The following is a 25,272-nucleotide window of genomic DNA, read 5'->3' as shown; positions in this document are numbered from 1 at the left end:
TTCAGGTGTGGGTCGGGCAGCCCAGCTGCTCGGCGACCGCGCGCATCGCGGCGGCGGCCTTCGGTACCGTCATGAGGGCGTTGCCGCCGACGATGTGCAGGCCGTATGCGTCTTCCAGCGCGACGAACGTCATCGCGAGCTGCTCATCGTCGAGGCCGGGGGTGAAGACCCCCGCATCGCGTCCGGCGGCGATCACGCCGCGGTACGTCTCGAGCTGGCGGACATAGAGCTTCTGCACGAGCTCGTCGTGCAGGGCGGAGTTGCCTGCCAGGACGTCGAACTCGTACAGCAGGCTCATCAGGGCGTCGTCCGGGCCGTCGGGGAGGCCGGCGTCGATCGCCGCGCGCAGTCGCTCGCGGGGGTCGTCGATGCGGGCGAGCACGGCGTCGCGCTCATCGCAGAACCGTTGGATGCCCGCCGCGTGCGCTTCCACGAGCAGAGCGTCGAGGTCCTCGTAGTAGTACAGGATCGCCCCGCGGGTGAGGCCGGCGGTCGCCGCCACGTCGGTGAGCGAGAGCGAGCGGAGCCCGTGCTCCTTGCCCGCCGCATAGGTGGCGTCGATGAGGGCTGCGCGCCGCTCCTCCTGTCGCCGGGGTCGTGCCATTCCTTGACACTACCGGAGCGCCGTGTCACACTCGGGGAGTTCTTTGACGTTGGAGTCAAAAAACTACCCGCACGACTCGGACCGCGACGAAGAGAGCCCGATCATGTCCCACCCGAACCCCGCAGCAGGGCTGCCCTCACTCGACACCGCAGCGTCGACGACCCACGGCGGTCAGCTCTCTCGATCGCTCGGCGTCGGCGGCAACGTGCTCATCACGCTGTCCGGCATCTCGCCGGCCTCGAGCGTCTTCATCCTGGGCGGCGCCGCGTTCGCCGGCTACGGCACCGGGGTCTTCTGGGGGTTCATCCTCGCCGGAGTGATCAGCCTGCTCGTCGCGCTCTGCTACGCCGAACTCGGGTCGCGGCATCCGCTCGCCGGCGGTGACTACACCCTCGTCAGCCGCGTCCTCGGGCCCGCCGCCGGGTCGGCCGTCTTCTTCATCAGCCTCATCTCGCTGCCGCTGATCGTGGCGATCTTCGCCCTCGGCGTCGCGGATTACCTCGGCGTCGCGATCGCGGGCCTCGACCCGCTGTGGACGGCGGTCGTCGTGATCGTGCTCGCCACGGTCACCGCGTGCTTCAACATCCGCACCAACGCCTGGGTGACCGGGGCGTTCCTGTTCATCGAGATGGCCGCGCTCGCCTACCTCACCGTCCTCGGGGTCATCCACATCGAACGCCCGCTCAGCGACCTGCTGAACCCGCAGGCGCTGAACGACGCGGGCGGCCTCGCGCCGCTCGGCATCGCGGGCCTCGTGCTGGCCGTGACGCAGGGCATCTTCTCGTACAACGGCTACGGCGGAGCGATCTACTTCGCCGAGGAGACGAAGGACGCCCGTCGCACCATCGCGAAGGCGCTGCTGTGGAGCGCCGTCATCACCGTGCTCGCGGAGATCATCCCGCTCACCGCGATCATGCTCGGTGCGGACACTCTGGAGGAGCTGTTCGGAGCGGACCTCCCCGTGGAGTCGTTCCTCTCCGCGCGCTCCGGCGATGCGGTGTCGACGGTCATCCTGATCGCGATCGCCCTCGCGATCGTCAACGCCATCATCGCCATCGTCCTGCAGTCCGGGCGCCTGCTGTTCGCGGCTGCACGCGACGGAGCGATGCCGCCCGCCGTCGCCGGGAGGCTCGCCCGCGTCTCGCCGCGCACCCGGATGCCGGTCGCCGCCACGATCACGATGGGCGTCATCGCCCTGATCGGCTGCTTCATCCCGTTCGACGTGCTGCTGAACGCGACGGGTTCCACTCTCGCCTTCTCCTACGGCTTCATCGCGCTCGCCGCCTTCGTCGTCCGTCGCCAGCCCGAGGTCGCCGGCGGCAGCTACCGGATGCCGTGGTGGCCGCTGCCGCCCGTGATCGCGATGGTCGCGATCGCGACCATCTTCGTGATCGGCATCCTCGATCCCGCCCAATGGCTGAGCCTGGGCATCTCCGCGGGGATCATCGCCGCAGGGTTCCTGTACTACGCGCTGTATCTGCGGGCGAACCCGGGCGCGATCCATCTGCTCGAGGCCGACGACGAGGAGCGCACCGCATGAGCATCGACACGCTGATCACCGGCGCCCGTGTGCGGACGTTCGATCCCGCGCAGCCCTGGGCGGAGGCCGTGGGCATCGACGGGGACCGGATCGCCTATGTCGGACCGGCATCCGAGGGTCCGGCTGCCCGGCGCACGGTCCACGCGGAGGGCCGCCTGCTGACCCCGGGCATCATCGACAGCCACAACCATCTGCTGCTCGGCTTCGATGAGGACGCGGTGTCGCTGGAGGGGGCGCACACGCTGGACGAGGTGCGTCGCCGCATCGCCGAGTTCGCCGCCCGCCGCACCGACCTGCCCTGGATCTGCGCCGAGAACGCCGTCTACTCCATCGTCGAGGGACGACGCCCGAACGCCGCCGACCTCGCCGGGGTCACCGACCGCCCGGTGTTCGTCACGACCTACGACCAGCACTCGGTGTGGCTGAACGCGCACGCGCTGCAGGTGCTGGGCATCGCGGACGGGCACGACATCGCCTGGGGGCGCCCGGAGCGGGATGCGGCGACAGGAGCGGCGACGGGATGGGTGACCGACTTCTACACGAGTGCCATGACGATCGCCGGCCTCGCCGAGCTGCAACGCGACATCCCGATGTACTCGCCGGAGCGTCGCTACCGCAAGCTCCTCTCGAGCATGCGGATGGCCACCGCGAGCGGCATCACGACCGCCGTCGAGCCGCAGGTGCCGCTGGCGGAGATCGGGCTGTTCCAGCGCGCGCTCGCCGCGGGAGAGCTGACCTCTCGCGTGATCACCGCACTGTTCCACCCGGTCGGTGCCGACGGCGCCTTCCGGCAGCGGCTCGTCGAGGCCGTGCGCGAGGCGGAGCAGGACGCCGACCCCGAGGGGATGCTCCGGCTCGGACCGCTCAAGCTCTACGCCGACGACGTGATCGAACCGCACACCGCGCTCATGCTCGAGGACTACGCGAACCGTCCGGGCGTGCGCGGGCGGCCGAGCTACCCCGGTCGGGAGCTGGTCGATGTCATCTCGGAGCTCGACAGGCTCGGCTTCCAGACGCACACCCACGCGACGGGGGACGCCGGGATCCGCCTCGCCCTCGATGCGATCGAGCAGGCCGGTCGTCGCAACGGGACCACCGACCGTCGGCACGGCGTGGTGCACGTCGAGTGCCTGCATCCCGACGATCTGCCGCGTTTCCGGCAGCTCGGAGTCACGGCGGCCATGCAGCCGCGGCACTGCTCGCCCGACCTCGTGGCCGGCACCTGGATGGAGAACGTCGGCGAGGACCGCTGGTCGCGGGCGTGGCGGTTCCGCAGCCTGCTCGACAGCGGCGCGACAGTGGCGTTCTCCAGCGACTGGCAGGTCGGCGAGATGGACCCCCTGGTCGGCCTCTACTCCGCCGCGACCCGCGCGGGACTCGACGGAGCGGATGCCTGGACGACCGGAGAATCAGTGGGCCTCGACCGATCGCTCGAGGCCTACACGGTCCACGGCGCCCGGGCCTGGCACGCCGAGGGCGACCGCGGCCGCCTGCGCGCAGGGATGCTCGCCGATCTGGTCGTGTGGTCGGACGACCTCTACCGGCATGTCGAGGACCCGGCCGGGCTCCTCGACCAGCACGCCGAGCTCACCGTGGTCGGCGGCCGCTTCGCCCACTCCGCGGGAGCGCTCGCCGCGCCCACCGGTGCTCGTGCCGAAGACCCCGTCGCGGCCGGCGTCGGTGTGAAGGAGGAGCACGTGCACCCGCACTGAGCTCAGCCTTGGAGGGGGATCAGGCGTCGTCCGGGAGGATCACGGCGGCAGCCTCCGCGAGCGCCTGGCGGACGGCCCTGATCGCGGGGGCTGCGGCAGACACCCGACGGGCCGAGGAGAAGACCTCGCGCCGCGGCGCCCCCGGCAGCGGGGTGACAGCGACCGTCGGGTCATCGCCCGCCCAGACGAGCTCGGGCAGGATTCCCACCGCGAGTCCAGCCCTGATCAGGCGGATGTGGGTGGTGAGGTCGGCGACCTCGAAGTGCACGTCCGGCTCGAAGCCGGCGGTGCGGCAGAGCTGCTCGGCCCACGCGCGGGACGCCGTCCCTGCGGGCTCCAGCACCCAGGGCTCGTCCCTCGTGGCCCAGAGCGCCGCCGCGGCATCCGAGGCGGGTGCGCTTCCCGGGCGCCGGGCGAGCGTGATGGCGTCGTGCGTCAGGACCACGCGATCGAGGTCGGCGTTGATCGGGCGGGTGCGTCCGGGGTACTGCTCGGCGAGCATGAGGTCGAAGTCCCTGCTTGCGACGCCGTCGAGGCTCGTCTCGGGGTCGCACTCCGCGACGTCGACGCGGAGCGACGGATGCTGTTGCTGGAGCGCGAGCAGCGCCGGCGGCAGCAGCGCATGCGCAGCCGTCTGGAACACCGCGATGTGCACGGTGCCGGTGACCTCGGTGAGGGATTCGGCGACGGCCACCTCGGCGTGCTCGAGCTGGTCGAGGATGCCGATCGCCTGCTCGACCAGGACCGCGCCCTGCGGAGTGAGCTGCACGCCGCGGCCGACGCGTCGGAGCAGCGGCACGCCGACATCGCGCTCCAGTGCGCGCAGTTGCTGCGACACGGACGCCTTGCTGTACGACAGCGCGTCAGCGACCGCCGACAGGGTGCCACGGCGCGACAGCTCGACGAGCATCCTCAGCCGGTTGATGTCGAGCATCCGCGGTCGTTCTCCCTGTGCGCGTTTGTTCAGTCTGACTGAACAGAAAGCATCCAAATTGGTTGATAGACGTAGCCTACGCGCGGACCTGAGAATGATCGAGCCGCACACGAACCCCGGGTGTGCGATCCCCTGGAAGGTTCCCCCGATGACTGTCGCCGCCGACACCACCACTCCGGCCACCGCCCCGGCCGCCGCCCCCACCACCGCCGAGGTCGCCGCCCTGGTGCAGCGCTGGCTCGCGGAGAGCGAGACCCACCCCGTCGAGCCCGCCGCCCAGCGCCTCGCCGAGGTGCTGAAGGACCCGAACGGACTCGCCTTCACCGTCGGCTTCGTCGACGGCGTGATGCGCCCGGAAGACCTCCGTGTCGCCGGTCGCGCGCTCGCCGACCTCTCCGAGATCACGCCGTCCCTGCTCCCCGGCTACCTCCGCGCGGCCATCAGGACGGGTGGCTTCTGGGCACCCAAGCTCCCGGGTGTCGTCGTGCCGATCTCCCGCCGCGTACTGCGCGCGATGGTCGGACACCTCGTGCTCGACGCGACCCCGTCGAAGCTCGGCCCGGCGATCGCGAAGCTGCGCAAGACCGGCAACCGCCTGAACCTCAACCTCCTCGGCGAGGCCGTGCTGGGCGAGCGCGAGGCCGGTCGTCGCCTGCAGGGCACCTACGACTTCCTCGCCCGCAAGGACGTCGACTACGTCTCGATCAAGGTGTCCAGCGTCGTCAGCCAGCTGTCGATGTGGTCGTTCGACGAGGCCGTCGCCGACGTGGTGACCAAGCTCACCCCGCTGTACGAGCTCGCCGCGACCTCGGAGGCCGCCGGCCGGACCAAGTTCATCAACCTCGACATGGAGGAGTTCCGCGACCTCGACCTCACGATCGCGGCCTTCACCAGCATCCTCGACCAGCCCGGCTTCGAGAACCTCGAGGCGGGCATCGTGCTGCAGGCGTACCTGCCGGACGCGCTCGGTGCGATGCAGCAGCTGCAGGAGTGGGCGACCGCCCGCCGTGCGAAGGGCGGCGCGCCGATCAAGGTGCGTGTCGTCAAGGGCGCGAACCTGGCGATGGAGGAGGTCGACTCGAAGGTGCACGGCTGGCCGCTGGCCACCTACGGCACCAAGCAGGACTCCGACACCAACTACAAGCGCGTGCTCGACTGGTCGATGACCCCGGAGCGCCTGGATGCCGTGCGCATCGGCGTCGCGGGCCACAACCTGTTCGACATCGCCTACACCTGGCTGCTCGCGAAGGCGCGCGGGGTGACGGATGCCGTCGAGTACGAGATGCTCCTCGGCATGGCGACGGGGCAGGCCGAGGCCGTGCGCAAGGACGTCGGCCAGCTGCTGCTCTACACACCGGTCGTGAACCCCGCCGAGTTCGACGTGGCCATCGCGTACCTGGTGCGCCGGTTGGAGGAGAACGCCAGCCCCGAGAACTTCATGTCGGCCGTGTTCGAACTCGCCTCCGATCCCGCTCTGCTGACGCGGGAGCGCGAGCGCTTCGAGCGCTCGCTGGCAGGGCTCGAAGCCGACCGCTCCGTGCCCTCCTCGAACCGCGTGCAGGACCGTGCGGCCGAGGCAGCGGCCGGTGCAGGCGATGACCCGACCACCGGGTTCGAGAACCAGCCCGACAGCGACCCGGCGATCGCCGCGAACCGCGCCTGGGGCCGGGCGATCCTGCAGCGGTCGGTCGACTCGACTCTCGGCGTCGACGCGATCGCCGCCGCGCGGGTGGAGAGCGACGAGCAGCTCGACGGCATCTTCGCCGCCGCATCCGCTGCCGCGACGGCCTGGGCCGCGCGCCCCGCCGCCGAGCGCGCCGCCGTGCTGCACCGGGCCGGCGATGAGCTCGCCGCCCGTCGCGGCCAGCTGATCGAGATCATGGCGCACGAGGCGGGCAAGACCATCGCCGAGGCCGACCCGGAGGTCTCGGAGGCGATCGACTTCGCGCACTACTACGCCGAGCGCGCCCTCGACCTCGAGAGCATCTCGGGTGCGGAGTTCGTCCCGTCGAAGGTCACCGTCGTCACGCCGCCGTGGAACTTCCCGGTCGCGATCCCCGCCGGCGGAGTGCTCGCAGGGCTCGCATCGGGATCCGGTGTGATCATCAAGCCGGCCAAGCTGACGCAGCGCTGCGGCGCGGTCATGGTCGAGGCGCTGTGGGCCGCCGGAGTGCCGCGCGACCTGCTCGCCCTCGTCGACCTCGCGAACCGCGACCTCGGCACGCGCCTCGTCGCCAGCCCCGAGGTCGACCGGGTCATCCTCACCGGAGCGTACGAGACCGCGCAGCTGTTCCGCTCGTTCCGCTCCGACCTGCCGCTGCTCGCCGAGACCAGCGGCAAGAACGCGATCATCGTCACGCCGTCGGCCGACCTCGACCTGGCGGCCGCAGACGTGGCGCGCAGCGCATTCGGTCACGCGGGGCAGAAGTGCTCCGCGGCATCGCTCGCGATCCTCGTGGGCTCGGTCGCCGACTCGCAGCGCTTCGAGCGTCAGCTGGTCGACGCCGTCACCTCGATGCGCGTCGGCCTGCCCGACGACCCGGCGACTCAGATGGGACCGATCATCGAGCCGGCGAACGGCAAGCTGCTCAACGCGCTGACGACCCTCGAGAAGGGCGAGCGCTGGCTCGTCGAACCGAAGAAGCTCGACGACGAGGGCCGGCAGTGGACGCCCGGCGTCAAGATCGGCGTCGCCCCCGGCTCCACCACCCACCTGACCGAGTTCTTCGGACCCGTGCTCGGCATCATGCGCGCGAAGGACCTCGACGAGGCCATCCGCCTGCAGAACGCGGTCGACTACGGCCTCACCGCCGGCATCCACTCGCTCGACTCCGATGAGGTCGCCACCTGGCTCGACCGCGTCGAGGCCGGCAACCTCTACGTCAACCGCGGCATCACGGGTGCCATCGTGCAGCGTCAGCCCTTCGGCGGCTGGAAGCGCTCGGCCGTCGGCGCCGGTGCGAAGGCCGGTGGGCCGAACTACCTGTTCGGACTCGGCGAGTGGGCTCCGGCCGAGCTCCCCGCCGCCGCCCCCGGTGCGGCCGTCGACTCCGCAGTGGACGCGGTGCTCGCGGCAGCAGGGTCCGACCTCGGCGCCGTCGAGATCGAGTGGCTGCACCGTGCCGCCGCCTCCGACGAGCGCGCCTGGGTCGACGAGTTCGGTGCCGTCAGCGACAAGTCCGGACTGGGTGTGGAGCGCAACGTCTTCCGCTACCGCCCGGTCGCTGTCGACGTGCGCATCGGCGAGGACGCGCCTCTGGCCGATGGCATCCGCGTGGTCGCCGCCGCTCTGCGCAGCGGCAGCCCGTTCACCGTGTCGGCATCCGCTCTGCCCTCGCGGGTCGAGAAGGTGCTTCGCGGTCGGGGCGTGGCCGTCACTCACGAGAAGGATGCCGCGTGGGTGAAGCGCTACGCGAAGGCCGCAGCGAAGGCCGAGCACACGTGGCAGCGGGTCCGGCTGGTCGGCGGAGACGCCTCGGCACTGTTCGAGGCGCTCGGCGGAACCCCGGATGTCGCCGTCTGGTCGCACGCCGTCACGGGTGCGGGCCGCGTGGAGATGCTGCCGTTCCTGCACGAGCAGGCCGTCTCGATCACCAACCACCGGTTCGGCAACCCGACGACGCTGTCCGACGGCCTGATCTGACCCTGTCCTGAGTCTCCCCACCGGGTACAACTTCGGAGCTGACGACCGGCACGCCGCAGAAACGACGGATGCCGCGGCGTGTCGGCCGCGGCATCCGAAGTTGTGCCCGCAGGGGCAGGGGGCAGGGGGAAGCGGGCAGGTGGTGGGGGCAGTGATCAGCCGCGCAGCGCCTCGCCCAGCTTGACCCGCGAGCCCATGCGTAGGAGCGAGTTCTCGTAGATCTTCGCGCCGACGACGATGGCCGCGACGCAGCTGGCGAGCAGGATGACCAGGCTCAGCAGCGGCTCCCACCACTGCGCCTCGCCGACGAACAGCCGCATCGGCATCCCCACCGGAGCCGAGAAGGGCACGTACGACATGATCGTCAGCACCAGCGGGTTGTCGTTGAAGACGATGACCAGCACGTACGGCGCCATGATCAGCATCGTGATGGGGGTCGTCGTGGAGCCGATGTCCTCCTGACGCGACACCATCGATGCCGCCGCCGCGAAGAGCGCGGCGAGCAGGATGAAACCGAACAGGAAGAAGACGGCGAACCAGATGATGGGGGCGCCGAGCGTCGACAGCACCTCGCGTTGCCCCGTCACGATGAGCCCGATGGTCGCGACCGCTGCCAGGGCGAGGATCTGCCCCATCGCGAGGATCGTGTTGCCGATCACCTTGCCGGCCAGCAGCGTGCGCGCCGAGATCGTCGACAGCAGGATCTCGACCACGCGGGTCTGCTTCTCCTCCACGATGCTCTGCGCGATCGTGCCGCCGAAGGTCGCCGCCGCGCCCATGAACACGATGCCGAACGCGATCGCGATGAAGTAACGCAGCAGGGGGTTCGTGGTCGCCGGCTCCAGGATCTCGATCTCCGGCGACTGCGACAGTGCTGAGACGAGACTCGTCGGGGCGTCCTTGAGCGCGACGACCGTGACACCGGTGGGGCCGTCGCCGGGGAGGACCGCCGCGTCGACCTTCTCCGCACGCAGGAGCTCTTCGGCCTCGGCCTGATCGGACACCTCGGTGATCTCGATGTCGGGCAGGGCTGAGACGACGGACGCCGTCTCCGAGGTCACGGCCACCGGCATGGTGTCGGTGTTCTTGCTCGCGAATCCGCCGATCACGATACCGGCGAGGGCGATGAGGAGCAGGACGCCGGTGGAGATCAGGAACGCCTTGCTGCGCAGCTTCGATCCGATCTCGCGCTCGGCGACGAGCCAGATCATCGACGCCTGCGACGGCGAGGCGGGGGTTTTCGAAGTGCTCACTGGATGACCTCCTTGAAGATCTGGGCGAGGGACGGATGCTTGGGGGCGAAGCTGGCGACATCGCCGCGGTCGACGGCGGTGCGCAGCACACGCTGCGCGGTGTCGGCGTCTTCGGCGTCGAACAGGGCGTAGCCGCCCTCGAAGTCGACGACGGTCACGCCGGGTTCGGCCCGGAGCCAGCCGGCGTCACCCGCGGAGACGAGCTCGTAGCGGCTGCCGGCATGCTCGGCGCGCAGGCCGTCGCGGGAGCCGGCGGCGCGGATCGTGCCGCCGGCGAGGATCACGAGGTCGTCGCAGAGCCGCTCGACGACATCGAGCTGGTGCGAGGAGAACAGGATCGAGGCGCCCTTCGCGGCGGACGACTGCAGCACCGAGGCCACGACATCGACGGCGAGCGGATCGAGTCCGGAGAACGGCTCGTCGAGGATCAGCACCTCCGGATCGTGCACGAGGGCGGCGGCGATCTGGGCGCGCTGCTGGTTGCCGAGCGACAGTGACTCGATCGTGTCGTCGAGCCGCTCCCCGAGCCCGAGCTCGGTGAGCAGCGCGGTCGCGCGCGTCACGGCATCCGCCTTGCTGAAGCCGTGCAGCCGGGCGAGATAGACGATCTGCTCCAGCACCTTCATCTTCGGGTACAGCCCGCGCTCCTCCGGCATGTAGCCGAAGTGGCGGCGGTCCGCGCTGCCGAGGGGACGGCCGTCGAGTTCGACACGGCCGCCGTCGGAGCTGAGCAGCCCGAGGACGATCCGCATGGTCGTGGTCTTGCCGGCGCCGTTGCCGCCGACGAACCCGGTGAGGCGTCCGGGGGACACCTCGAAGGAGACGTCGTCGAGCACGCGCCGAGAGCCGTAGCTCTTGGTGATGCCGGTGAGTACGAGCTTTCCTGTGGTCATGCCCTCACGCTATGGCGGGCGGTACCGGCACGACATCCCCCGTACGGCGGACTCCGGGGGATCCGTGGCGCGCCCACGCATGTGCCCGTCAGCCGTGCGGGGGAGGGCGTGCGGGGGAGCGCGGCTCCACAACTCCGGAGATCCGGGTCGAACGCTGGCCCGGGAGGGCCGTCGCGCGCTGCGCGCCCGGGTTTTCCGGAGTTATGAATGCGGAGGTGGTCGGAGCTGGGGAGAGCTGGCCGCAGCTGGGGAAGAAGAGCCGGGAGCAGTGCGTCTCAGCGCAGGAAGATGACGGAGAAGATCCCGATCGCGAACGGTGCCGTGGTCACCACGAACATGACCCCCACGATGATGCCCACGATCAGCCAGGGGCTGCGGCGGCGAAGGCGCTGGCCTGGGGGTGCGACGCCGGGCGGCGGGGGCGTGAGGAGTCCCGTCGGTGCCACGAACGGCAGCGCGGGCGCGCCGGGGATGCCGGGTGCCGGTGCAGCGGGGAGGCCGGGCGCACCGGGAGCGCCGGATGCCGCGACCGGCAGGCCCTGGTGCCCTCCCTGGTGTCCGCCCGGCTGCCCGATCATCCGCAGTCGATCGTCGCGCCACCGTGCCCATTGATCGAGCTTCGTGAGCAATGCTCCGACCGCGCCGAACAGCCAGGCCCACGTCGCGGGGTCGAGCGTGGACAGCTCCCGACGTGCGTACAGGAAGAGCCAGTCGTCGACGATCTCGACGTCGAGTTGCGCCGCGTGGTCGATGAACCGGGCCATCACGTCGGGGGTGAAGAGGTAGAGCGCATCGACCTCGTACCCGCTCGGGCAGTACAGCGAGAAGTATCGGTCGAAGTCGCCTTCGAGTGAGAGGCGCTGGTCGCTGCGGAAGGCCGCGGCGATCGTGCTCCCCAGGGTGTTGTTGCCGAGGGCGTCGAGCACGATGTTCGGCAGCGGGACGTCGAGCTTGACGGCGACGTAGCCCCAGCGGTGCGTCGTCGACTGCTTGCCGTTGCTGGTCGTGTACTGGTAGTTGCCGAACTCGACGAACCGCGGTTCGACCCCGCGCAGCACATCGGTCGACATCCGGCTCGAGCCGGAGGAGAAGATCATGCCGGGCAGCGGCGGGGCGTCGATGCGCTCGAGGTAGGTCATCGCGTTCGCCTCGGCGAAGTGCGCGAGCCGGAATCGCGTGAGGTTCCGTAGGCGGATGCTGCGGCGCACGAGCAGCACGATGCCGACCACGACGCCCGCGAGCAGGAGAAGGGCGAGGACCGCGGCGACCGCGACCCCGGTGCCGCGACCGATCGCGTAGCCGAGGCCCAGGATCATGATCCCCACCACCGGCAGCACGCACACGAGCGCGAAGATCGCTGCGACCCAGGCCACGATCTGTCCGGTCGACGTCGGATTCGCGCCGCGGCGGGCGCGGGTGAACGCGTCGACGTCGGCCGGGTTCACGGGGGCCAGCAACGCGCGGGCGTCGAAGGACCCGGCGGGCGCACCGGCCGACGGTGCAGGGGCAGGCGTGGGAACTGTCACGCGTCCACGGTAGCCGAGCGCACTCCCGGCACCGTCTCCGGAGCGTCAGGCTTTCGGACTCCGCGGATCGGCGTCAGCGACGGCCGACGTGCAGAGCGGTGCGCACGAGGAGTCCGGCCACGAGCGCCCAGAAGGCGGCGCTGACGCCCAGCACCGCGATGCCGGATGCCGCCACCAGGAAGGTCACCACGGCGGGGATGCGCTCGCCGGGGTCGTCGATCGCCTGCTGCACTGCGGATCCGAAGGCGGCGAACAGTGCGAGCCCTGCCACCGCCGGGATGACAGCTTCGGGAGCGAACAGCACCAGCGCGGCGAACGCCGCCGAGAACCCGCCGAGCACGAGGTAGGAGACACCGGTCGAGACGCCCGCGACCCACCGACGCCGTGAATCGGGGTCTGCGTCAGGCGAGGCGGCGAGGGCCGCGCTGATTGCCGCGAGGTTGATGGCATGGCCACCTGCCGTCGCGCCGAGCGCGGTGCCGATTCCCGTCACGAGCATCGCGGGACGCCAGGGGACCTCGTAGTCGAAGCTGCGCATGATGGCGATCCCCGGCACGTTCTGCGAGGCCATCGTCACGATGAACAGCGGCAGCGCGACGCCGACCAGAGCGCCGACCGTGAACGTGGGGGCGGTGAACTCGATCCGGGGGACGAGGAGTCCGGCATCCACCGCCGTGCTCTCCTGCACCAACGAGACGGCCACCACGACCGCTGCCGCGACGAAGGCGAGCGGCACGGCCCACCGCGGCGCCAGGCGCGCGAAGACCAGCCACGTGATCACCACGGGAATCACACCCCACGGATTCGCCACGAGTCCGGTGATCGGTGCGAGGCACAGGGGCAGGAGCACTCCCGCGAGCATCGCCTGCGCGATGGACGGAGGGATGCGGGCGATCAGGGTCCCGAGGGCGGGCCAGAGTGCCGTGAGCAGGATGAGCGCGGCCGTGACGAGGAACGCACCGACCGCCGCCGACCATCCGCCGTCGACTGCTCCGGTGGCGGCGAGGAGAGCGGCGCCGGGCGTCGACCAGGCGACGGTGATGGGCATCCGGTACCGCCAGGCGAGCGCGACGCAGGCGAGTCCCATCGTGAGGCTGACCGCGAGCAGCCCGCTGGCGGCCTGCTCGGGAGTCGCTCCGACGGCGCTGAGGCCCGTGAGCACGACGGCGAAGGAGCTCGTGAACCCGACCAGCGCGGTGACCACCCCGGCGAGGATGGGGCGGGAGAGGGGTGCGGCGGGTGCGGACGGCGCGGAAACGGACACCATCCGAGAGTATCTATGACCCGAGCAGGCGCCAGCGCAGATGCTCGGACGCCCTTCGATCGAATGTCACCGTCGCCGAAGCGCCGAACTGCTCCATCGTGCCGTGGATGAGGGCGTCGGCGAAATCCGCGCCGGCATCAGCGAATGCGAGCGCGCGGACGACACCCTCACCATCATCGAACTCCATCGACTCCGACTCGACCAGCCTGCGAAGAATGCCGAGAGCCGCCTCCCGGCCGACACGAGAGCGCAGTACCCAGAACACCTCGGCAAGAGATATCCCTGTGATGAAAGCGGGCGATTCGGGGGTGCGATCACCCAAGGCCTGTCGAGCGAGCGAGGATTGTATGGCGTCATCGCCCAGAACCGCGCGGAGAATGATGTTGGTGTCGACTCCGAGCAGCATGCCGCTCGTAAGCGGCGTCATATGTTTCGGGTGCGCTGGTCGCTTTCGACCGCGCCGTCTCGCACAATCGCGTCCATCTCTTCGAGCGACAGCGACGATTCGACAGGGACTGCTCCGAAAACATCTGAGATCCGGCCCGTGCGCGGGATCAAGGAGTACCGACCATCCGGCATCTTCACGAACATCACCTTCGAACCCGCGATGAGACCGAGCTCATCGCGAACCACCTTCGGCATCGTGATCTGTCCTTTGCTTGTCATCGTCGCAGTGGGCACAGTCTCACTCCTCTCGCTTCTACTCCTTCAGCTTGTCGAGGCGACAGGAGTATGGCGATATGAACGGAGTCAGGCGAGACCCATCCGGTGGGCGAGCACGACGGCCTGTACGCGGTCGCGCGCGCCGAGCTTCTGCAGGATCCTCGAGACGTGCGTCTTCACGGTCGCCTCGCCGATGTACAGCGCTCCGGCGATCTCCGCGTTGCTGCGGGCGTCGGCGAGCAACGCGAGCACCTCCGCCTCCCGATCGGTGAGCGGTTCGGCCAGGACGGTCGCACCCTGCGGCTCGGCGAGCGCAAGCGAACCCGAGGGCGAGGGCGAGGATGCGGCGGAGGATTCCGTCGCCGACGCCCTCGTGAAACGCGCGAGCACGCGGCGGGTGACCTCGGGAGCCAGCATCCCGTCGCCCACGGCGAGGGCCCGCACCGCCGCGATGAGGTCCTCCGCTCCGGCGTTCTTGAGCAGGAAGCCGCTCGCACCGGCATCCAGCGCCTGATAGAGGTAGTCATCGCGATCGAACGTGGTCACGATCGCGATGGCCGCGCCGACGTCCGGGTCTGCGACGATCCGCCGGGTGGCCTCGATGCCGTCCATGTCGGGCATCTGCACGTCCATGGTGATGACGTCGGGGCGCAGAGCGGATGCCTTCGCCACGGCTTCGGCACCCGTCGCCGCCTCGCCCACGACGGTGATGTCGGGCTGGCTGTCGAGGATGGTCCGGAAGCCCGCCCGCAGCATCGCGTGGTCGTCGACGAGGAGAACGCGGATGAGCGCATCGGTCCGGTTCATGAGGCGACATCCGTCTCGATCGGCGACACGGTCTGCGCGCCACCGGCCAACGGCACGCGGGCCCGCACGCGCAGGCCACCGGACGCGCGGGGCGTCACGTCGAGCGTGCCGCCGGACGCCGCCGCGCGTTCGCGCATGCCGAGCTGTCCCAGTCCGGGGCGGAGCGCCGCCGCACTGCGCCCGGTGTTGACGACCTCGACCTCGACGCCCTCGTCGTCGTACCTCACGCGCACGTCCGCCGTCGCGCCGATGCCGGCATGGCGACGGGCGTTGGTCAGCGATTCCTGGGCGATCCGGTACAGGTTGACGGCGACGAGCGAGGGAACGGGGACCGGGTCGCCGATCACGGTGTACTCGGTCGGCAGTCCCGCGTCCGTCGACGCCTCGGCCAGGGAGCGGATGTCGTCCAGAGTGACGGTCGATGCGGCATCCGTGGTCTCGCCGCCGGGGGAGCGGAGGGTCTCCAGCAGTTGGCGCAACTCGTGGATGGCATCGCGGGCCGACCCCTCGACACCGCTGAGAATGCTCTTCGACCGCTCGGGATCCTGGTCGATGACGAGGCGTGCGGCGCCGGCCTGCACCCCCATGACCGACACGTGGTGGGCGACGACGTCGTGCAGCTCGCGGGCGATGCGCACGCGGTCGAGTGCGACGGCTTGCGCGGCGGTGACCTCACGCTCCTGCTCGAGCTCCGCGGTGCGCTGCTCGAGCACCTCGCGTTCCTGCGCGGCGTTCCAGGAGCGCTCGCCGAAGTAGTACGCGCCGCCGAAGTACAGCACGTTGAGCAGCAGCTGGATCATCATGAAGGCCAGGTAGGGGGAGAGGAGACCGGCGGCGACCTCGGCCTTGTCGGCCTCTTCGATCGCCTCCCGGTACATCGTGATGATGAGCCAGACGAACATGCCGAGGATGATCGAGACCCGCACGATCAGCGCGGCCCTGCGGTTGTTCATCCAGGCGCCCACGGTGTACAGCGACACGAACATCGCGATGTTGCCGACGTAGATCTCGGGCACCTGGAACGAGATCGCGAGGAAGTATGCGACGCAGACGGCCACCGCGACGGGGCCAGGCCATCGGCGCCGGACCGCGAGAGGCGCGGTGACCGCGACGGCGTAGACGAGTGCGGTCCATGGCTCGGCCCTGGTGTCTCCGTAGATCTCGGCGACGGTCGAGAGGGCGGCGCTCAGCACGGCACCCACGAACATGACCGCAGCGAGCACCAGGTCGCTGCGCTGCTCGCGGATGCTGGGGATGCGGGTGAACGGCACGGCGGGCATCCTCTCACCGTAGGGCGGAACGGATGCCGAGGCATCCCCCGTGCGGGGGATCCCGCCGCCGCAGATGCCCTTGACGGCGCACTTGCATTTTGCAAGTATCAGCACATGAGCCTCTTCATCACCTGCCCCGTCGAGAGCGTCGACCGAGCCACCGCGTTCTACACCGCCCTCGGCTGGACCCTCAACGCCGAGATGTCCGATCACAACGTGTCGTGCTTCGCGATCGCGCCCGAGCAGTACGTCATGCTCGGCAGCCGGGAGATGTATGCGAGCGTCGGCGGCACCGAGGACGTGATCGGCGGCCCCGACACGCCCTCGAAGGTCACCGTCTCGTTCGACCTCGGCAGCCGCGAGGCCGTCGATGAGATGGTCGAACGGGCCGCAGCTGCGGGCGGTCGGGTCGGCGACACCGACGACTACCCGTTCATGTACCAGCGCCAGTTCGACGATCCGGACGGCTACCACTACTCGCCGTTCTGGATGAAGCCGGACCCCGCACCGGGCGCGTGAGCGAACTCGCCACCGCCCTCGAGGTCGTCGGCGCCCGCTGGGCGCTGCTCATCGTCGAGAAGCTGCTCGACGGTCCGCAGCGATACGGCGATCTGCAGCGCGAGCTCGGGGCACCGACGAACATCCTTGCCACCCGTCTCCGGGAGCTCGAGGCTGCGGGAGTGCTGCGGCGGCTGCCCCTGCGGCACAACACGCGCGCGTACGCCCTCACCGATCGCGGCGGCGCGCTGCGCGACGCGATCGAGGCGCTCGGCCGCTGGGGCGGGGCGGATCCGGATCCCACCGGACAGACCCCCTCCCGTGACCCTGGATGAGCGCCTAGTCTGGGCCGTGTCATCGCGCAGGATCACTCGGGCGAAGGAGCACTCTGATGGCCGGACGCATCGTGATCGACCTCTTCATGACGCTCGACGGCGTCGCCCAGGGGCCGGGTGGAATCGACGAGGATCCGTCGGGCGGGTTCGAGTTCAGCGGCTGGCAGGCGGGGTATCCCTCGTCCGGGGTCGGACCTCAGGTGCAGCAGGGGATGCAGCGGCTCGACGCGCTGCTGCTCGGCCGTCGCACGTATGACATCTTCGCCGGCTACTGGCCGAACCACACCGACGGCCCGTCGGGCGAGATCGGCCGCCTCTTCGACCGGGTACCCAAGTACGTGGCATCGCGCGATGCCGACATCGCACTCGAGTGGCAGCACAGCTCCCGTGTCGGGGGCGACCTCGCCGCGGAGATCGCCGAGCTGCGCACGCGGCATGACGAAGTGCACGTCATCGGCAGCGTCGACTTCGCGCACTCGCTGATCGCCGGCGGGCTGTTCGACGAGCTGAATCTGTGGGTCTATCCGATCCTGCTCGGTCCGGGCAAGAAGGTCTTCGACGACGGGGCGGTGCCGTCGGTGCTCCGCCTGATCGAGCCCCCGGTCGCCGACGACGCGGGCGTGCTGCTACTGCGCTACGCGCGCACCGATCAGGTGCCCAGGGTCGACACCTTCGAGGATTGATCCTTCTCGAGGGCTGTGCACTCAGCCGAGCGCGAGCAGCCGCTCGATGACGCGCGCCACGCCGTCGTCGTCGTTCGAGGTGGTCGTCTCGTCTGCTGCGTCCCGCACGATGTCGTCGGCATCTGCCATCGCGACGCCGTGACCGGCCCACCGCAGCATCTCCACGTCGTTGAGCGCATCCCCGAAGGCGACGACGTCGCCCCGGTCGATGTCGAGGTGCTCGCAGAGCCGCGCGAGCCCGGTGGCCTTGGTCACGCCCTCAGCCATCACCTCGACGAACGGCGCGCCCGAGAGGGTCGCCTCGAACCCCGTGAGCCCGAGTGCCTGCAGTGCTCGGAAGAGCTCCGCGGGGGCGAGCTCGGGATGCCGGATCACGAATTTCAGGCTCGGTGCATCCAGCACCCGGTCGAGGGCGACCCCGCCCATCGTGCGCGGATCGCGTTTGTGATCCGAGAGGTCCGCGATCTCGGCGTATCCGCGCTGGGCGACGAACGTCTCGCCGCCCTCGCGCACGCTCGCGAACAGCAGATCCGGGATGCTGGCGCGCAGTGCCTCGGCCAGCGTGCGGATCGTCTCGGCCGGGAGCTCTTCGGCGAACAGCATCCGCCCGTCCATGAGGTGGGTGGCGTAGGCTCCGTTGCTGCACAGCGCCCAGCCGTCGAACCCGGCCCCCGCAGCGATCGCGCGCAGGCCGATGGGCTGTCGGGCGGTCACCGGGATGACGGGGATGCCCCGTTCCCTGGCCGCGTCGAGGGCAGTGCGTGTGCGCCGCGTGACCGTCGACGACGAGTCGAGCAGAGTCCCGTCGAGATCGGTCGCGATCAGACGCACGGTCAGGAGAAGATCATCGGCATGTCGTCGTCTTCTTCAGCCCCGCCGAGATCGAACTCGACGACGACCGGGACGTGGTCGCTGGGCTGCTCGCCCTTGCGCTCCTCGCGGTGGATCGATGCGCCGGTCACGGCCTCGGCCAGTGTGCGCGAGCCGAGGACGAAGTCGATGCGGATGCCCTCGTTGCGCGGGAACTTGAGGCGCTGGTAGTCCCAGTAGGTGAAGCCCTCGGGGATCAGCGGGCGCACGACATCGGTGAGCCCGGCGTCGGCGAAGGCGAAGAATGCCTGGCGCTCCAGAGGGGAGACGTGCGTGGACACGCCCTCGACGATGTCGGGATCGCCGTTGTCGACGTCGAAGGGGATGATGTTGAAGTCGCCGACCAGGGCCAGAGGCAGATCGGGATTCGCAGACAGCTCCGCCGCGGTGGCCTTCTTCAGCTCCTCGAGCCAGTGCAGCTTGTAGGCGTAGTGCGGGTCGCCGAGCGAGCGGCCGTTCGGCACGTACAGGCTCCAGACGCGCACCCCGTCGACCAGAACCCCGAGCGCACGAGCCTCGAGCGGAGCATCCGGGCCCTCGTGCCCCTTCGCGAAGCCGGGCATGCCGTCGAATGCCGTGCGCACATCGGTGATCGGGAGACGGCTGGCGATAGCGACGCCGTTCCACTGATTCAGGCCGTGGACCTCGACGTGGTAGCCGGCCTCTTCGAACGGGGCGTAGGGGAACTGCTCCGGCTTGCACTTGATCTCCTGCATCGCGAGCACGTCGATGTCCTCTCGGACGGCGAACTCGACGGTGCGGGTGACGCGGGTGCGGATGGAGTTGACGTTCCAGGTGGCCAAGCGCATGCGTCAAGCCTAGGGCTTGCCTCCTACACTGGATGCCGTGACCGCACTCGACACAGACCGCCAGACCCTCCTCGACCTGATCAAGGACGAGGCCGTGTTCCACGGAGACTTCACGCTCTCGAGCGGCAAGAAGGCGACGTACTACGTCGACATGCGCAAGCTCACACTCGATCACCGCGCAGCCCCCGCGATCGGCCGCATCATGCTCGACCTCATCGGCGATCTCGACGTCGTGGCCGTCGGGGGCCTGACCCTCGGCGCCGATCCCATCGCGAACTCGGTGCTGCACGCCTCCGTCGCCACCGACAAGCCGCTCGACGCGTTCGTCGTGCGCAAGGAGCCGAAGGACCACGGACGCGGACGACAGATCGAGGGCGCGGACGTCACGGGCAAGCGCGTCGTCGTGCTCGAGGACACGTCGACCACCGGTCAGTCGGCGCTGAAGGCGGTCGAAGCACTGCGCAAGGAAGGGGCGGAGATCGTCGCCGTCGCGGTGATCGTCGACCGCAAGACCGGCGCCCAGGCGGCCATCGAAGCCGAGGGACTCGAATGGCGCGCCGCCTTCGACCTCGACGACCTCGGACTCGACCCCCAGTGACCCGCTACGCCCTGGCCGTCGACGTCGGCGGCACGAAGATGGAGGCCGCGCTCGTCGGCGATGACGGCGTGCTCGTACCGGGAAGCCGCAGCCGTCGGGCGACGGGCCGCGACGCCACTCCCGCGTCCCTCGACGAGGCGATCGCGACCGTGATCGCCCACGCTCTCTCCCGTCTCCCCGACGACGCCGAACTCGTCGGCGCCGGCATCGGCAGTGCTGGTCCGATCGACCGGAACGTCGGACAGATCCTCCCCGTGAACATGCCTGCAGCCCGCGGGTACGGTCTCGCGGATGCCGTGCGCTCCACCGCCTCCGGCATCCTCGGCCGTGCGCTGCCCACGGTCTTCGGCCACGACGGGGGTGCGCTCGCGCTCGCCGAGTCCTGGCTCGGTGCCACGAAGGATGCCCGATCCTCGCTGTCGATCGTCGTCTCGACGGGTGTCGGGGGAGGGTTCGTCGTGAACGGCGCCTACATCCCGGGTGCGACCGGCAACGCCGGGCATCTCGGACAGGTGCGTCGCGAAGGCGGGCTCACGCTCGAGGAGATCGCCTCCGGACCCGCGAGTGCCGCGTGGGGGCAGACACAGGGCTGGACGGGCGCGACCGGTGAGGACCTGGCGCGGGATGCCGCGACGGGCGACACCATCGCCCGTGCGGCCATCGAGCGTTCGGCGAAGGCCGTCGGCGAGGCTCTCGCAGATGCTGCGACACTGGTCGACCTCGACATGGTCGCGATCGGCGGCGGGTTCTCGCGTGTGTCCGCGGACTACATCGACCTCGTGCAGCAGGCGCTCACGGCGAGTGCCGCACACGAGTACTCGCGGCGCACCCGGGTCGTGCGCTCGGGGCTCGGTGACGAGGGGCCGCTCATCGGCGCTGCGGCGCTCGTGCTGCGCTGACTCTCGGCACCGATCAGGTCAGCGGGCCGCGACGATCAGGTGACGCTGTGGCCCTTCGATGCGGGCCATCGCGATCTTGAGTTCGGTGGTGTCGGCCGCGACTCCGTCGATGCGGGCGCCGAGCGATCTCTCGACCTCGGCGAGGTCGGCTCGCACTCCGTCGATGCGGGCGCCGAGTTTGTCCTCGACGCCGTCGATGCGGGCGCTGAGTTTGTCGTCGAGGCCGTCGATGCGGGCGCTGAGTCTCTCTTCGAGGTGGTCGGTTCTACGGATGCACCAGCCGAAGCCCGCGACCATGGTGCCGCCCAGCGTCAGCAGAAGACCGACGGCGCTGAGGACGATCGTGATGATCTCTGCGGACACGAACATGCTCCCATTCTGCGGGTGAAGGGTGGGGTCTCGCAGAATGCTACGCACGTGATGGATACCGGACGGAGCGATGGTGAGGATGGCGCCGATGAGTGTGCACGACTCGGTCAGGCGATCGAGGGTGCAGGAGAGGTCCTCTCTTCCGTTCGCCTCCCTAACAAAAGCGGCCTACGCTCGAAGCAGGCGACGGAAGGAACACACGCATGCGCGTACTCGGACTGCTCTCGGGAACCTCGCACGACGGCATCGACGTCACGGTCGTGGACTTCGACGAGAGCGACGGCGCGCTGCGCGGCACCGTCCTGCACGAGGACAGCGTGCCCTATGACCCCGAGCTGCGAGCCCGACTCGTCGCCGCCCTTCCACCGGCGCCGACGACGCTCGCCGAGGTCTGCGAGCTCGACACCCTGATCGGACAGGCCTTCGCCGAGGTCGCCGCCACGACCTCCGAGGCGGTCGGGGGAGTGGATGCCGTGTGCACGCACGGCCAGACGGTGTTCCACTGGGTCGCCGACGGACACGCTCTCGGCACCCTGCAGATCGGCCAGCCGGCCTGGATCGCCGAGCGCGTCGGGGCGCCGGTCGTCTCGGACGTCCGGATCCGCGACATCACCGCCGGAGGCCACGGGGCTCCGCTCGTGTCGTTCCTCGACGAGCTGCTGCTGCGCGGCCGCGCAGGCGTCTCGGCCGCGGTGAACCTCGGCGGCATCGCCAACATGACCGTCGTCGGTCCTGACGGCCTGACGGCCTACGACATCGGCCCGGCGAACGCGCTGGTCGACGCGGTGGTCGTCGCCGAGGGGCTGGACGCGCGCGGCTACGACGCGGATGCGGCCATCGCTCGCACCGGCACCGTCGACGAGGTGCTGCTCGCCGAGCTTCTCGCCGACCCGTACTACGCCCAGCCCGCCCCGAAGAGCACGGGCAAGGAGCACTTCCACCTCGACTACGTCCGTGCGCACGTCGACCGGGTGCGACCCGGCATCCCGCCGGCGGACCTCGTGCGCACGCTGACCGAGCTCACGGTGCGCACGGTGGCGCAGGACGTCCGAGATGCCGGCATCGGCTTCCTCGCCGTCTCCGGCGGGGGATGCCACAACCCGCTGATCATGCAGGGGCTCCGCGACGCGCTCCCCGAGGTCGAGGTGGTGCTGGCCGACGAGCTCGGGGCCCCGGTCGACAGGAAGGAGGCGATCCTGTTCGCCCTGATCGGCTGGTGCACGATGAACGGCGTCGCGGCTGTGACGCCGGGCGGGACGGGAGCGCGGGAGCCGCGCATCCTCGGCACGATCACGCCGGGCGCGGGGCCGCTGCGGATGCCGGAGCCCGTGGATCGCGTGCGCAGCCTGACGCTGCGCTGAACCCGGTCGACAGGGCACTGGCTCCGGAGCGCTCAGCGCTCAGTGCTCAGCGCTTGCGGTCGTCGTCGTCCCAGGGGCCTTCCCACCATCCGGCGCGACCGTCGCCTGTGCTCCCGTCGCCGCGGCGACGGGAGCGGACGAGCTGCACGACGATGACGGTCAGCGTGCTCAGGGTGATCAGGATCAGCACCAGGAACAGCAGGTCGGATTGGTTCACGGGCGCTTCCCCTCCGCGGCATCCGCCACGATCTTGGCGATCCGGGCGGATCGTGTCTCGTCGCGCTTTGCCATCGCGATGTGCGTGAGTCCGAACTTCTTGACCGACTTCGGAAACGAATCCCAGTGCGCTCGGGCATCGGGCACCGCATCCAGCGCGGCGGTGAGCTCGGGTGGCTCGACTCCCGCCTCCGGGCCGTCCAGCAGCGTCCAGGACCCGTCTGCCTTTGCGGCCTCCAGGACCCGGATGCCGGCGGGAGCGAGCAGGCCGGCGGCCTCGAGCTCGACCAGGCGTGCCTTGTTCGTGGCCGCCCAGCCGCTGCCCCGGCGTCGTGGCGAGAACCACTGGCCGACGGTCCGGTCGTCGAACGTGCGCACGGGGCCGTCGATCCAGCCGAAGCACAGTGCATGCCGGACGGCGTCGTCGTAGCCGACGCCGCCGGCGTCCTTTCCGCGTACGCTCAGCAGCCAGACGCCGGCCGCGCGCTCGTGGTTCGCTTCGAGCCAGGCGCGCCAGACCGCGGCATCCGCCGCCGTGACCCGTTCGCCCTCGTCGAGTGCGCCCATCTCAGTCTTCGTCGAGCGTGGGGATCGACTGGGTGACGGTCGGCAGGAGATCGGCGACCGAGTCGACGATCTCATCGGGGCGGAACGGGTACTTCTCCACCTCTGCCTGATCGCTGATGCCCGTCATCACGAGCACGGTGTGCAGCCCCGCCTCGATGCCGGCGATGATGTCGGTGTCCATGCGGTCGCCGATCATGCCGGTCTTCTTCGAGTGCGCGCCGATCTTGTTCAGCGCCGAGCGGAACATCATCGGATTGGGCTTGCCGACCACGTACGGCTCCTTGCCCGTGGCCTTGGTGATGAGAGCGGCGATCGCCCCGGTGGCCGGCATCACTCCGTCGGACGACGGACCGGTGGCATCCGGATTCGTGACGATGAAGCGCGCGCCCTTGATGATCAGGCGGATGGCCTTCGTGATCGCCTCGAACGAGTAGTTGCGGGTCTCGCCGACGACCACGAAGTCGGGGTTCGTCTCGGTCATGATGAACCCGGCCTCGTGCAGCGCCGTGAGGATGCCCGCCTCGCCGATCACGAACGCCGAGCCGCCGGGCAGCTGCTGCGCGAGGAAGTCGGCGGTGGCGAGCGCCGAGGTCCAGATCCGCTCCTCCGGGACGATGAGGCCGCTCGCGCGGAGACGGGCCGAGAGGTCGCGCGCCGTGAAGATCGAGTTGTTCGTCAGGACCAGGTACGGGATCTCGTTCTGCTCCCATCCGGCGAGCAGTTCGGATGCTCCGGGGATGGCGTCGTTCTCATGGACGAGGACGCCGTCCATGTCGGTGAGCCAGCATTCGATGTCGTCGCGGTGTGCCATGTGCACAGCCTATTGGGCCGCCGTTACGGGCAGGTGTCAGGTTCTGACGAGGTTCTCAGGCACTGAGCCAGACGACGTCGGCGGCGCCCGCGGGCAGCTCGGTCTCGGTGCCGTCGAGCGTGATGCCCGACGTCGTGGTCGTCACGACCGCCGCCACGACGACCCCTGCGGCCTCCAGGGCGCGGAGCAGTTCGGGGTCGCGGTCGTCGACGCGCAGGACGCGTCCGACGTGACCGGTCGGGGCATCGGCGAGGAGGACGAAGGGCTCGCGGTCCACGGCGCCGGCGGCGTCGGGGATCGCGTCGCCGTGCGGGTCGAAGCGCGGGCGTCCGAGCCGCTCGTCGATGCCTTCGAGCAGTCGATCGCTGATGGTGTGCTCGAGGACCTCGGCCTCGTCGTGCACCTCGTCCCAGCCGTAGCCGAACTCCTGCACGAGCCAGGTCTCGATCAGGCGATGGCGGCGCACCATGGCGAGCGCTCGCCTCGTGCCCGCGTCGGTGAGGCGCACCGCGCCGTAGGGGACGTGCGAGACGAGTCCGGATGCGGCGAGCTTCTTGACCATCTCGGTCACCGATGACGGCGCGATGCCGAGCTTCGCGGCGAGCACCGAGGGGGTGATCGGCGCATCCTGCCATTCGGTGTGCGCGTAGACGGTCTTCAGGTAGTCGTCTGCTGCCGGGGATGCCACTCGTCCAGCCTAGATCAGAGGGGGGCTGTGATCAGAGGCGGGCTGTGATCAGAGGGGGGCTGTGATCAGAGGGGTGCTGCGCTCAGGGGTTGGCCACGTCGACGAGGATGCCGAAGGCGACCTGACCCGCGAAGAACACGATGAGGAAGCCCAGCAGTGCGGCGAAGAGCGAGAGACGGCCGTCGAATCCCTCGATCTCCGCGATGCCGATCCGGCGCGCTCGGAAGGCCAGCACGAGGGTGGCGATGCCCAGCGCGAGCTGCACCCAGGGGCCGCCGACCGGCAGCACCGAGGGGAAGGCGATGAGGAGACCGCCGGCGACGCCGGTCGCGAGCCCGATCCAGGTGAGGATGCGGATGCGACGGCGCGCGGTTTCGGCAGACATCCTCCGAGCCTAACTGCCCGCCCGGTCTACGGAGACCGGCTGAATCGTGTCAATCGAGCCGGATTCCTTGACG

At 69.9% G+C, this 25,272-nt stretch carries 27 protein-coding genes; 9 read left to right on the top strand and 18 right to left on the bottom strand.

The window, feature by feature from the left end; genetic code table 11:
* Nucleotide 1: 1 nt before the first annotated feature.
* Entirely contained in the window at nucleotides 2-604 is a 603-nt protein-coding gene (locus tag ACESK8_RS08045) for a TetR/AcrR family transcriptional regulator (protein WP_372968105.1), read from the bottom strand.
* Nucleotides 605-707: 103 nt separating this feature from the next.
* Here ACESK8_RS08045 and ACESK8_RS08040 point away from each other — a divergent pair, with 103 nt between their 5' ends.
* Nucleotides 708-2,144, top strand: a complete 1,437-nt coding sequence (locus ACESK8_RS08040) for an APC family permease (protein ID WP_372968104.1) — start codon at nucleotides 708-710, stop codon at nucleotides 2,142-2,144.
* On the top strand, nucleotides 2,141-3,856 hold the full coding sequence (locus ACESK8_RS08035; RefSeq protein WP_372968103.1) for an amidohydrolase: 1,716 nt from the start codon (nucleotides 2,141-2,143) through the stop codon (nucleotides 3,854-3,856). Before ACESK8_RS08040 ends, ACESK8_RS08035 begins: the two co-directional genes overlap by 4 nt.
* Nucleotides 3,857-3,875: 19 nt before the next feature.
* Here the strand turns inward: ACESK8_RS08035 and ACESK8_RS08030 are convergent, their stop codons facing one another.
* Entirely contained in the window at nucleotides 3,876-4,790 is a 915-nt protein-coding gene (locus tag ACESK8_RS08030) for a LysR family transcriptional regulator (RefSeq protein ID WP_372968102.1), read from the bottom strand.
* Between the two features lie 148 nt (nucleotides 4,791-4,938).
* Here ACESK8_RS08030 and ACESK8_RS08025 point away from each other — a divergent pair, with 148 nt between their 5' ends.
* A complete protein-coding gene (locus ACESK8_RS08025; protein WP_372968101.1) occupies nucleotides 4,939-8,433 on the top strand; it encodes a proline dehydrogenase family protein in 3,495 nt (1,164 codons plus the stop codon).
* A gap of 155 nt (nucleotides 8,434-8,588) precedes the next feature.
* Here ACESK8_RS08025 and ACESK8_RS08020 read toward each other — a convergent pair whose 3' ends face one another.
* From ACESK8_RS08020 to ACESK8_RS07985, 8 genes are all read right to left on the bottom strand, one after another.
* Nucleotides 8,589-9,644 carry an ABC transporter permease gene (locus tag ACESK8_RS08020; RefSeq protein ID WP_372968146.1) on the bottom strand — a complete coding sequence of 352 codons (1,056 nt, stop codon included), beginning with the start codon at nucleotides 9,642-9,644 and terminating at the stop codon, nucleotides 8,589-8,591.
* Between the two features lie 38 nt (nucleotides 9,645-9,682).
* Nucleotides 9,683-10,579 carry an ABC transporter ATP-binding protein gene (locus ACESK8_RS08015; RefSeq protein ID WP_372968100.1) on the bottom strand — a complete coding sequence of 299 codons (897 nt, stop codon included), beginning with the start codon at nucleotides 10,577-10,579 and terminating at the stop codon, nucleotides 9,683-9,685.
* A gap of 275 nt (nucleotides 10,580-10,854) precedes the next feature.
* Nucleotides 10,855-12,105, bottom strand: coding sequence for a hypothetical protein (locus ACESK8_RS08010; RefSeq protein ID WP_372968099.1), 1,251 nt, complete (start codon nucleotides 12,103-12,105; stop codon nucleotides 10,855-10,857).
* A gap of 73 nt (nucleotides 12,106-12,178) precedes the next feature.
* Nucleotides 12,179-13,372 carry a benzoate/H(+) symporter BenE family transporter gene (locus ACESK8_RS08005; protein ID WP_372968098.1) on the bottom strand — a complete coding sequence of 398 codons (1,194 nt, stop codon included), beginning with the start codon at nucleotides 13,370-13,372 and terminating at the stop codon, nucleotides 12,179-12,181.
* 10 nt (nucleotides 13,373-13,382) lie between these two features.
* Entirely contained in the window at nucleotides 13,383-13,775 is a 393-nt protein-coding gene (locus ACESK8_RS08000; RefSeq protein ID WP_372968097.1) for a PIN domain-containing protein, read from the bottom strand.
* 17 nt (nucleotides 13,776-13,792) lie between these two features.
* Nucleotides 13,793-14,050: an AbrB/MazE/SpoVT family DNA-binding domain-containing protein gene (locus ACESK8_RS07995; protein WP_372968096.1), complete on the bottom strand. Its 258-nt coding sequence runs from the start codon at nucleotides 14,048-14,050 to the stop codon at nucleotides 13,793-13,795.
* 69 nt (nucleotides 14,051-14,119) lie between these two features.
* Nucleotides 14,120-14,839 (bottom strand): response regulator, encoded by a 720-nt coding sequence (locus ACESK8_RS07990; protein ID WP_372968095.1) that lies wholly within the window; start codon nucleotides 14,837-14,839, stop codon nucleotides 14,120-14,122.
* Nucleotides 14,836-16,119 (bottom strand): sensor histidine kinase, encoded by a 1,284-nt coding sequence (locus ACESK8_RS07985; protein WP_372968094.1) that lies wholly within the window; start codon nucleotides 16,117-16,119, stop codon nucleotides 14,836-14,838. Before ACESK8_RS07985 ends, ACESK8_RS07990 begins: the two co-directional genes overlap by 4 nt.
* 105 nt (nucleotides 16,120-16,224) lie before the next feature.
* Between ACESK8_RS07985 and ACESK8_RS07980 the strand changes: the two genes are divergently transcribed.
* Genes ACESK8_RS07980 through ACESK8_RS07970 form a run of 3 tightly spaced genes read left to right on the top strand, consistent with a single transcriptional unit; the run spans nucleotide 16,225 to nucleotide 17,626 of the window.
* Entirely contained in the window at nucleotides 16,225-16,629 is a 405-nt protein-coding gene (locus tag ACESK8_RS07980; RefSeq protein WP_372968093.1) for a VOC family protein, read from the top strand.
* Complete coding sequence (locus tag ACESK8_RS07975; RefSeq protein ID WP_372968092.1) at nucleotides 16,626-16,943, top strand: winged helix-turn-helix transcriptional regulator; 318 nt, start codon at nucleotides 16,626-16,628, stop codon at nucleotides 16,941-16,943. The genes ACESK8_RS07980 and ACESK8_RS07975 overlap by 4 nt, the downstream gene beginning before the upstream one ends.
* A gap of 56 nt (nucleotides 16,944-16,999) precedes the next feature.
* On the top strand, nucleotides 17,000-17,626 hold the full coding sequence (locus tag ACESK8_RS07970; protein ID WP_372968091.1) for a dihydrofolate reductase family protein: 627 nt from the start codon (nucleotides 17,000-17,002) through the stop codon (nucleotides 17,624-17,626).
* A 21-nt stretch (nucleotides 17,627-17,647) separates the two neighbouring features.
* On the opposite strand, the gene ACESK8_RS07965 is transcribed toward ACESK8_RS07970, so the two are convergent.
* A complete protein-coding gene (locus ACESK8_RS07965; protein ID WP_372968090.1) occupies nucleotides 17,648-18,457 on the bottom strand; it encodes a Cof-type HAD-IIB family hydrolase in 810 nt (269 codons plus the stop codon).
* A gap of 2 nt (nucleotides 18,458-18,459) precedes the next feature.
* Nucleotides 18,460-19,305 (bottom strand): exodeoxyribonuclease III, encoded by an 846-nt coding sequence (locus ACESK8_RS07960; RefSeq protein ID WP_372968089.1) that lies wholly within the window; start codon nucleotides 19,303-19,305, stop codon nucleotides 18,460-18,462.
* A gap of 37 nt (nucleotides 19,306-19,342) precedes the next feature.
* Here ACESK8_RS07960 and pyrE point away from each other — a divergent pair, with 37 nt between their 5' ends.
* Both pyrE and ACESK8_RS07950 read left to right on the top strand, forming a co-directional pair.
* Complete coding sequence (gene pyrE, locus ACESK8_RS07955) at nucleotides 19,343-19,903, top strand: orotate phosphoribosyltransferase (RefSeq protein ID WP_372968088.1); 561 nt, start codon at nucleotides 19,343-19,345, stop codon at nucleotides 19,901-19,903.
* Entirely contained in the window at nucleotides 19,900-20,802 is a 903-nt protein-coding gene (locus ACESK8_RS07950) for an ROK family protein (RefSeq protein ID WP_372968087.1), read from the top strand. The genes pyrE and ACESK8_RS07950 overlap by 4 nt, the downstream gene beginning before the upstream one ends.
* Before the next feature lie 18 nt (nucleotides 20,803-20,820).
* Here the strand turns inward: ACESK8_RS07950 and ACESK8_RS07945 are convergent, their stop codons facing one another.
* Complete coding sequence (locus tag ACESK8_RS07945) at nucleotides 20,821-21,171, bottom strand: hypothetical protein (RefSeq protein WP_372968086.1); 351 nt, start codon at nucleotides 21,169-21,171, stop codon at nucleotides 20,821-20,823.
* A 203-nt stretch (nucleotides 21,172-21,374) separates the two neighbouring features.
* On the opposite strand from ACESK8_RS07945, the gene ACESK8_RS07940 reads away from it, so the two are divergent.
* On the top strand, nucleotides 21,375-22,532 hold the full coding sequence (locus tag ACESK8_RS07940) for an anhydro-N-acetylmuramic acid kinase (protein WP_372968085.1): 1,158 nt from the start codon (nucleotides 21,375-21,377) through the stop codon (nucleotides 22,530-22,532).
* 46 nt (nucleotides 22,533-22,578) lie between these two features.
* On the opposite strand, the gene ACESK8_RS07935 is transcribed toward ACESK8_RS07940, so the two are convergent.
* From ACESK8_RS07935 to ACESK8_RS07915, 5 genes are all read right to left on the bottom strand, one after another.
* Nucleotides 22,579-22,749 (bottom strand): hypothetical protein, encoded by a 171-nt coding sequence (locus ACESK8_RS07935; protein ID WP_372968084.1) that lies wholly within the window; start codon nucleotides 22,747-22,749, stop codon nucleotides 22,579-22,581.
* The gene (locus ACESK8_RS07930) at nucleotides 22,746-23,315 is read right to left on the bottom strand and encodes a YdeI family protein (protein ID WP_372968083.1); all 570 of its coding nucleotides are present in this window, start codon (nucleotides 23,313-23,315) and stop codon (nucleotides 22,746-22,748) included. Before ACESK8_RS07930 ends, ACESK8_RS07935 begins: the two co-directional genes overlap by 4 nt.
* A gap of 1 nt (nucleotide 23,316) precedes the next feature.
* Complete coding sequence (locus ACESK8_RS07925; protein ID WP_060928323.1) at nucleotides 23,317-24,126, bottom strand: HAD-IIA family hydrolase; 810 nt, start codon at nucleotides 24,124-24,126, stop codon at nucleotides 23,317-23,319.
* Nucleotides 24,127-24,181: 55 nt separating this feature from the next.
* The gene (locus tag ACESK8_RS07920) at nucleotides 24,182-24,814 is read right to left on the bottom strand and encodes a metal-dependent transcriptional regulator (protein ID WP_372968082.1); all 633 of its coding nucleotides are present in this window, start codon (nucleotides 24,812-24,814) and stop codon (nucleotides 24,182-24,184) included.
* Nucleotides 24,815-24,896: 82 nt separating this feature from the next.
* Nucleotides 24,897-25,199 carry a hypothetical protein gene (locus ACESK8_RS07915; RefSeq protein ID WP_372968081.1) on the bottom strand — a complete coding sequence of 101 codons (303 nt, stop codon included), beginning with the start codon at nucleotides 25,197-25,199 and terminating at the stop codon, nucleotides 24,897-24,899.
* Nucleotides 25,200-25,272: the final 73 nt, after the last annotated feature.

Source organism: Microbacterium sp. (assembly GCF_041641055.1).
Classification (GTDB): Bacteria; Actinomycetota; Actinomycetes; order Actinomycetales; family Microbacteriaceae; genus Microbacterium.
This window is presented reverse-complemented; position numbering and strand designations above follow the sequence as displayed.